The sequence below is a fragment of the Phocaeicola sp. ICN-14070 genome, assembly GCF_037892625.1.
Taxonomy (GTDB): Bacteria; Bacteroidota; Bacteroidia; order Bacteroidales; family Bacteroidaceae; genus Phocaeicola; species Phocaeicola plebeius.
Genome location: NZ_JBBKBF010000005.1, coordinates 110,854 through 119,299, shown reverse-complemented (window position 1 = coordinate 119,299; position 8,446 = coordinate 110,854). Strand labels below are relative to the sequence as shown.

Sequence of the window (8,446 nt, the reverse complement as noted above, 5' to 3'; positions counted from 1 at the left end):
CGCTCCAGAATCTCCATACACATACGGCCGTTATGATAAGGGCATTTCCAAAAGCCAGCCTTATCATCCTTCATATTGACGGTACCATCCGCATACAAACTCCAATGCCATTCACCATGCACCTTATCCACTAATTTCGTTTGAATGAAATTCCAGCATCGCAACGCAATATGCAATGCTTCTTCATCGCCAAAATGCTGAAAAAGATTCACATGCCCTACCACATTTTCAGCTTGAACCCACCAGTGCAGCTCACTGTCAATTTTCTTTTTGCTGACAAAGTTCTCGTAAATCATACTGCCATCCGGACTCAGACCTTCATCTGCCGCCTCAGCAATTTTCACAATAGCTGGTTCCACCTTTTTCAACAAATCCTGTTCACCTACCACCAGTGCCGCCTCATGTATCAGCCACGAAGCTTCAATATCATGTCCGTAGGATACTATCTGATACTTATTGGTCCAGTCATCTTCAAAAAACAAATTCAAGTGATATGTTTTTGTATCCAATATCTTCTCTAAAAACAAATTGACCAGATTAACAACCTGCTTCTTCAGGCGTTCATCTTTCCATACACGATAAAGATTTGTATAAGGCTCCAGAATATGCAAGTGTGTATTCATTGTCTTCTTCTCATTCTCGTCCTTATCACTCAAACGCATATCTTCTATCGGACGCCAGTCGCGCGTCAAAGCTTCCAGGTAGCCGTTCTTTTCTGCATCAAAACTATATTTTTCAATTACCTCAAACAACTGACAAGCATAATCCAAAGCTTCCGCATCTCCCGTCGCACGTGCGTACTCACTCAACCCGTAAATGGCAAAGCCTATGGCATAGATCTGCTTCTTGGTATCAAGTGGGCTCCCTTCACAATCCAATTCCCAATAAATTCCTCCAAACTCCGTGTCATAGAAATGATCAATCAAATAACGTTTGGCACGTGTAGCCGTTTCCAGATACTCCTCTTTTTGAAGCAGACGGTACGCAGCCGAGAAAGTCCACAAGATACGTGCATTCAGGATGGATCCCTTCGATGCAGATGCCTCCAATACATCCTCTCCGGTAATACGGCCATAGAATCCACCACGTTCACAGTCGGTCATCTTTTTCATCCAAAACGGAAGTATATTCTGTTCCAGTTCTGCCTTCACTTCCGCGAAGAGCTTATTTATCTTCTCATTCTTCATCTTTTGATTCTCTCTTTAAGTTTAACTGTTCCATTATACCTTTCATCTTCTGTTCTCCCAGCGGATAGAAGACAATAAAGACTATCGAAATAAATGCAGCCACAGCTGGAAGCAAGCTTAAAAACATTTTGATGCCATGAATAGCCTCTGCACTCTGTACAACATTAGCCTGAAAGCCAAAGAAAGACAACAGCCATCCGGTAGCCGCCGTACCAATGGCCCATCCAAATTTCTGGCTCATGGATGAAGCACTAAAAATCAATCCCGTAGCACGATTTCCCGTTTTCAGTTCTGAGAAATCGGCACAATCGGCATACATTGACCAGAGCAACGGGAAAATACTACCGGCACATACACTTATCAAACATTGAAATACAAAAATCAATGTCAAATCCTCCTTGTCAAACCAGAAAAATATCACACTCAATACCGAAGCAACCAACATAGAAAGTGCAAAAGTCTTTTTCTTTCCAATCTTATTACTCATAGGAGCAGCCAGGACTACACCTACAATATTCGCAATCTGCCCCACAGAAAGATACAAACCGCTCAACACGAAGGATACTCCCATCAGTGAAACAGTACGATATTCATCTTCTACAATAAAATACTTGAAGTAATACACCGCTGCTCCGTCACGAATAGAATTAAATACCAATGTCGCTACTCCAGCTCCAAACAAAATCCACCAAGGCTTATTATGAAACAAATCCCTAATATCCTCCTTCAAAGAAGTTTTCTTCTCATTAATCGGCTTTACTCGTTCTCTTGTCCAGGCAAAGCAGCCTAAAAACAGCAGGGCACACATCACTCCAATCACCACCACGGCCATGAACCAGCCAAACTGCTGATCACTCAACTCCTTGCTATGCCCGCTAAACCAATTCACCATCGGCATGAACAACAACAGAGCAATAAAACTACCCAAGTAAGCAAACATCATACGATAGGTAGACAACGTATTCCGCTCCGATGGGTTAGGACTCATCACTCCCAATAATGAAGCATAAGGTACGTTAATGCCAGAATATACCATCATCATCAACGAATATGTGATATACGCATACACCAGTTTCCCTGCATCACCGAAAGGAGGTGTATAAAAAGTAAGTACCCCTATCAAACCAAACGGAACTGCAAGATATAGCAGATACGGACGAAACTTCCCCCATCGACTAGAAGTACGGTCGGCAATTACCCCCACAATCGGGTCGAACACTGAATCCCAGATACGTGTCACCAAAAACATGGTACCCACCATTGCCGCCGGTAGTCCGAATACATCCGTATAGAATATCATCAAATAGGCTCCAAACAGCTTCCAGAACATGGAGGAAGCCATATCCCCAAATCCGTAGCCAATCTTTTCCGTGCGTTTTATCATAGCAGTACTTACTTTTTTATTATTTCATCAATTTCAGGTTCTTATCAATCAATTGTTTCAGTGTTTCTACCGAAGCTGTAGTAGTCAAGCCATCCTGTGGCGTATTCATACAATAATCTACCAACTTATCAATTGTAGAAACGGCCACATGCATACGTGTATCGGAGGAAGCATAATAAATGAACACCTTTCCATCTTCATCTGCAATCCAACCATTGGTAAACAGCACATTCGATACGTCCCCAATACGTTCCTCCCCTTCTGGAGCCATGAAATATCCCCCCGGAGCTGCAATCAACTTACTGGGGTCTTCCAATGAAGTCATATACATGTAAAGCACATAGCGCAAGCCGGCCGCACAACCACGTACACCGTGTGCCAGATGTAGCCATCCTTTGGGAGTCTTGATAGGATGAGGACCTTCACCGTTCTTCACTTCTTTAATCGTATGATAATAGCGGCAGTCAATAATCTTTTCTTCTGTCACTTCCGCATGCGTAATATCGTCTACCAAAGCCCAGCCGATACCTCCACCGCTTCCGGCATCAATGAATCCATCTTGCGGACGAGTATAAAAAGCATATTTGCCATTCACAAACTCCGGATGCAGCACAACGTTACGCTGCTGACTTTTCGACTTCAAGTCCGGCAGACGTTCCCAGGTTTTCAGATCTTTTGTACGGGCAATAGCTGCCGTAGCTGTAGCTGAAGACAAATCACCGGCGGGTGCATTATCGTCATGACGTTCTGCACAGAAAACACCATAAATCCAGCCGTCTTCATGTGCTGTCAGACGCATATCATAAATATTTGTAGCCGGAATCACATCGTCAGGCATGGTAATAGGATAATCCCAAAAACGGAAATTATCTACTCCATTCGGACTTTCAGCCACCGCAAAAAACGATTTACGATCGGCCCCTTCCACACGTACTACCAATAAATACTTTCCATTCCACTTGATAGCTCCTGAATTCATCGTTGCATTCATTCCGATACGCTCCATCAAGTAGGGATTGGTTTTCTCATCCAAGTCATAACGCCAGAAAATCGGCGTATGAGCTGCGGTTACTACCGGATATTTATAACGAGTGTACACACCGTTGGTGGTTTCAACAGGCTCATTTTTCCGAGTAATCAACTCTTCATGCTGAGCAAATAAATTCTTGACTTTTTCTTCAAAGGTAATCATATCTATCTTATATTTTTCATTTTATATTTTTCATATCTCCTGCAAACAACGTGCGTGAATCATTATAGAAGTTCAGAAAATCATCTGCCGACGGATGTCCCGGATAAGGCACATAATAATGATTTTCTCTTTCACGTGCATTTCTCCATACCAGCACATAACTTATCGGATACTTCTCTATTACCGGCATCAAGGTTTGAGTCCACCATACCGAATCAGGAATTGTTTCATAACCCGTTTCGGTTACAGCCATCACCTTTTTATGTGCTTTACTTACCTGCGACATAATAGTAAGTGCATTATCTAAACTCTTTACATAAGTATCTTTATCAAATTGATATGCATCTACTCCTATCAAGTCGATAATATCATCACCCGGATAACGCTCCAGATACTCCACAGAGTCCTTAGGCTCCGTGCCCGGAGAATACGCATACAGCAGCTGGGTAGCTCCCTTTTCCTGCATACGCTCGTACGTCATCCGCCAAAGTGCCTTATAATCTTCCGTAGAACAAAGATTTTGTCCCCACCAGAACCAGCTGCCCGTATGCTCATGCCACGGACGGAAAAGGACTGGTACCTTTACTCCTTCCGAAGTTTGTATTGAGTTCAGATAATCGGCCACTTTATCCAGCCAACCCATAAACCTGTCATGATTCACTCCTCCAGGCAGTATAGATTTCACAACCGTTGAATCACTCACATCCCATGAATCTTTTCCTGTTACCGGATTATCCACGTGCCAGCTGAAAGACGACATTCCTCCGCGTTCATATTGCGCCACAACTTCTTGCCGGATACGGTCTAGAGATACATTATCCAGGTTCTTATCCCCATAAATTTCAATACGTCCCAAATCAAAAGACATCATGGCTGGATAGTCACCACACACACTTTTCACATCGCTGCGCGCAGAATCGCCATCCCAACCAATGCCGTACACCGGATCATCGTGATGACCAAACATGAATTGTCTTTGCTGCGGTATAGCGTTCAATTTATCTAACATCGCCTGAGCTTCCGGACTATCAGTCTCAACAGTTGTTTTATTACCATTCGCACAAGCAACAGATAAACACATCGTTATTCCTAAAATTAGTTTTGAAGAATTTTTCATAAGAATCAGCTTTAAAATTACATAGCACAAAGGTAGGATTTCCGTTCCATCCTTTCTGATACAATTTTAGCAAAAGCAGATAGTAAAATATTTATCAACGAAATTGGAAAACTCTGCATGCAGAAAGTAATGTATTTCTCATACAGAGTTTTACCCATCATTACCTCATAATTTACTCACCGCTTCCTTCACCGCTTCACGATCCAATACATTCTCTGACTGGAATGCAGCTTCCCACCAAGCCTTATCGGCATGAGGTCTTGCTTCAGTTCCTTCACCCGCATTGCCATACCATGGCATAAACCACGACCATGCAGCTCCATTGTTCCACTGTGCTTCTATATTTCCAATAGGTGCATTTTTACTTGCATCATTAGAATCTGCATAATATCCGCACTCTGTCAAAGCAATCATCCGGTCACCATACAATGCTGTCAACGCCTTAAATTCTTCCGCACATTCTTCCGCGGTCTTTCCATACAAGTCACGACCGATAATATCCACATATTCGTCACCAGGATACCAGTTTGCATCATCCTTATTTTCAGAAGTCCATACCCAAATCAAATTGTCCAGACCTTGTTCTTTAAAATAGGTGAACATCATTTTCCAAAGCGCTTTAAAACTCTCCGCATCTTTTCCCCACCAGAAGAACTGACCGGCCGCTTCGTGTAACGGACGCCACAGCACAGGAACCTTCGCTTCCTTCAGTTTTTTCAACATGTTGGCAACTTTCTCCAAATCCGCTTTTACAATACTATTCTCCCATGTCCCTTCTTCTGTAGTTTTTTGAGCATTAAACACAGTTTCCGACAACGTAGCCGTATAATCATCAATATTACTATCTGTATTTTTAGGAACATTCCAATGCCACATGCAAGATACGATACCTCCTGCGTTTGCCCAATTTGTCACCGGAGAAATATCAGAATAGTCAATCCAGTTTTCTCCTGAATACCGAATATGCATATAATCAAACGTATTCAAAGCCGGGTAATGTCCTGTCCATGTATTGACTTGCTCAGCCTCATCCGTATTCCATGCTACATTCGCCATTATACCGGAAATTGTTTTCTTCCCATAGTTTTCTATCAGGAACTTATACAATTTTTCTGCTTCCGGTGATGTGGCCATAACTAAATTAGAATGTAAATCCAGCGTACTGAAATTCAAAGAAAATGCAGGAGCAGGCATTTGGTTAGGACCTGTCACCAGCCCTTCCGGAATAGTTATCGTATAGTCTGTAGCTCTTGAGGATGCACTCACTGTTAACGTCAATGTATCATTTTTACCATAGACAATCCCATTACGAATATGTCCGTCGTTGGTCACTGTGATTTGAGTCGTATCAGCTGTAGAAAAGAATACATTCTTATCATAAGCTATTTTCAATGTAAAATCGCCGGCTTTCACAGAAGCTCCATCTGCCAAAGAAGAATAAACCAGTACCGGAGCATCTACAGCTGGGACATCATGTTCCACCTCGGTGTTGCAGGCAATCAAAGCTACAGGAGCTGCCAGTAGACACATCCATTTCATTATATTTGTTTTCATACGCATATTCATTTAAAAATCTTTATTTTAAAGTTATTTTGGTCATTGTAAAGTTACAACCGGTCACTACTAAACCACTATTGTTATCCTTTGATAAGACCTCTAAATCTTCTGCCGTTAATGTCGCAGAAAAACTAGTAGAGCCTGCAGCTAAACCTGTAGCTGGAATTGTAGGCAATTCAGCCCAGCCAATGCCACATCCACCTAAGCGAATCTGCCAGTCGGTAACAGCAGTATCTAAAGTATAATAAACAGTTATAATTGTACCAGGCTGCACAGAACCCCAATCATAGCCATTCCATCCAAGATCCTGATTGCCGTTCCAATTTGTAATTGCAAACGAACCTTCCCAAATCACAGTCTCAGGACGTACTGCAGGTACAAACGAAATGATATATTCAATTGTCTTATCGCCAGAAGTCAATTCCAAAGAAGAGTTTGAGCCAGCAGTATTCGGTATCTGAATCATTAATTGATTTCCTGTAAGAATATACTGCACTGGAGTTCCATTAATGTTGACAGCAGTCAGTTTAGCCCCATTTGCAACCTCCACCGTCATAATTTCTCCAGCATGATATTCACCTTCCAACCCACTTATTACATAACAACCAGATGGTGCAGTAACAGTCAGATTCAGATCAGATACTTGTTCTCCATTAGACATCTTTAAAATAACATTGCCACTTTGAGCTAAAGCCGGTACAGATACAATCAGTTGATTAGAAGATTGCGAAATAATCTCTCCTTCCAAATTACCTGTAAACACCACGCCTGATACCAAATCCAGGTTATCTCCCGTAATTGTAGCTTGTTCACCAGCTTTCACTTCACCCACACACGATAAATTAGAAGGTTTTGCAGTCTCAATTGCTATGCTAACAGTCGCTCCACTTCCTATATTCAATGTTAAATTACCGCTGACAGTTCCTTCCGGAACCACAACTGTCATCTTTGTAGAAGTAGAAGAAGAAGGTATAGTTTCCTCTGTAACTCCCGGAAATAACACAGAGGTTATTAATTCCATATTTTTACCCGTCAGTTCCAGTAATTGTGCAGCACGAATACCATCAGCCGATGTAACGACTACGTTCTCTGGAACAGCTACCTTTATTTCAGCTACAGCAACTTCTACACCAGAAGCCGTAACAACAAACACAGTTCCATTGCTCACATCTTCAGGAAGCGTGAAAGTGACCGACTTATTTTCTTCTAAGTACACAAATGCAGCGGTTCCTCCATTAGGCATCCGTACCTCCTTCACTAAATCTAAATTCTCACCTGTCACCGTCACCTTATCTCCAGGTTTTTTCTCAGATAAATCAATCACTTCACTCACAGAGGGTATTACAACTTGCAATTCAAGTTCTGAATAGATCCAGTTAGGAAGCTCTGCTCCATCAGAAAGAATAATCTTTCCGCTTTGTGCTTCTGCAGGTACAAGCACCTGAATCTCATTCCGGGTATGCTTTAAGAATGCATTCTCCCCTTCCACACTCTCCTTTCCTGTCGTTTCATCGGACACAATCACATTGTCTGCAAAAATTACCTGATGTATCAAATTCAGATATTCACCTTTAATAGTCAGCACATCGCCTGGTCTTACACGCTCAGGAGAGAAACTTTCCATTGAAATAGGCTCAGAATAAGTCAATTGAGTTTTTGTAACGATATGTTCTCCATTACGAAATACCAGTGTTACATAACCCGGTTCAGCTGTTTGAGGAACAGTTACCCGAATTTCTTCCGAACTGACAACTTCTATATCTGTAATATCATCACATCCGGGAATTTGTACAGCTGTAACTTGATCCAGTCCACAACCTAAAAAACGAAGAATACCTCCACGTGCAACCGGACTCGGTCCAAATACATTCAAACTGATACCTCCTTTATACTGATTGGTATCCACATCGTTGGTATCACAAGCGGTGAATGTCAAGGAACTCAACAGAATGAAACAAAGCATCCACCATGCTGAAAACTTATATATTTTATTCATACGTCTACGTCTT

The 8,446-nt window shown here is 42.0% G+C and carries 6 protein-coding genes; all 6 read right to left on the bottom strand.

The features are described from left to right. The coding region (locus WKT20_RS02910; protein ID WP_340416803.1) for an AGE family epimerase/isomerase at nt 1-1,187 on the bottom strand (1,187 nt) is incomplete at its 3' end. Beyond that, nucleotides 1,177-2,571 carry an MFS transporter gene (locus WKT20_RS02905; protein ID WP_340416802.1) on the bottom strand — a complete coding sequence of 465 codons (1,395 nt, stop codon included), beginning with the start codon at nt 2,569-2,571 and terminating at the stop codon, nt 1,177-1,179. The genes WKT20_RS02910 and WKT20_RS02905, both read right to left, overlap by 11 nt. Nucleotides 2,572-2,590: 19 nt before the next feature. Next, nucleotides 2,591-3,763 carry a glycoside hydrolase family 130 protein gene (locus tag WKT20_RS02900; protein WP_340416801.1) on the bottom strand — a complete coding sequence of 391 codons (1,173 nt, stop codon included), beginning with the start codon at nt 3,761-3,763 and terminating at the stop codon, nt 2,591-2,593. Between the two features lie 16 nt (nt 3,764-3,779). Next, the gene (locus tag WKT20_RS02895; RefSeq protein ID WP_445323256.1) at nt 3,780-4,880 is read right to left on the bottom strand and encodes a glycoside hydrolase family 26 protein; all 1,101 of its coding nucleotides are present in this window, start codon (nt 4,878-4,880) and stop codon (nt 3,780-3,782) included. A 165-nt stretch (nt 4,881-5,045) separates the two neighbouring features. Next, a complete protein-coding gene (locus WKT20_RS02890; RefSeq protein WP_340416800.1) occupies nt 5,046-6,434 on the bottom strand; it encodes a glycosyl hydrolase in 1,389 nt (462 codons plus the stop codon). Nucleotides 6,435-6,456: 22 nt separating this feature from the next. Then, nucleotides 6,457-8,433: an IPT/TIG domain-containing protein gene (locus tag WKT20_RS02885; protein ID WP_340416799.1), complete on the bottom strand. Its 1,977-nt coding sequence runs from the start codon at nt 8,431-8,433 to the stop codon at nt 6,457-6,459. Between the last annotated feature and the right edge of the window lie 13 nt (nt 8,434-8,446).

What these genes read in the sequence shown, in the direction of transcription:
- WKT20_RS02905 (WP_340416802.1), bottom strand. Translation starts at nt 2,571, where the DNA reads ATGATAAAACGCACGGAAAAGATTGGCTACGGATTTGGGGATATGGCT.
- WKT20_RS02900 (WP_340416801.1), bottom strand. Translation starts at nt 3,763, where the DNA reads ATGATTACCTTTGAAGAAAAAGTCAAGAATTTATTTGCTCAGCATGAA.
- WKT20_RS02895 (WP_445323256.1), bottom strand. Translation starts at nt 4,880, where the DNA reads ATGAAAAATTCTTCAAAACTAATTTTAGGAATAACGATGTGTTTATCT.
- WKT20_RS02890 (WP_340416800.1), bottom strand. Translation starts at nt 6,434, where the DNA reads ATGAAAACAAATATAATGAAATGGATGTGTCTACTGGCAGCTCCTGTA.
- WKT20_RS02885 (WP_340416799.1), bottom strand. Translation starts at nt 8,433, where the DNA reads ATGAATAAAATATATAAGTTTTCAGCATGGTGGATGCTTTGTTTCATT.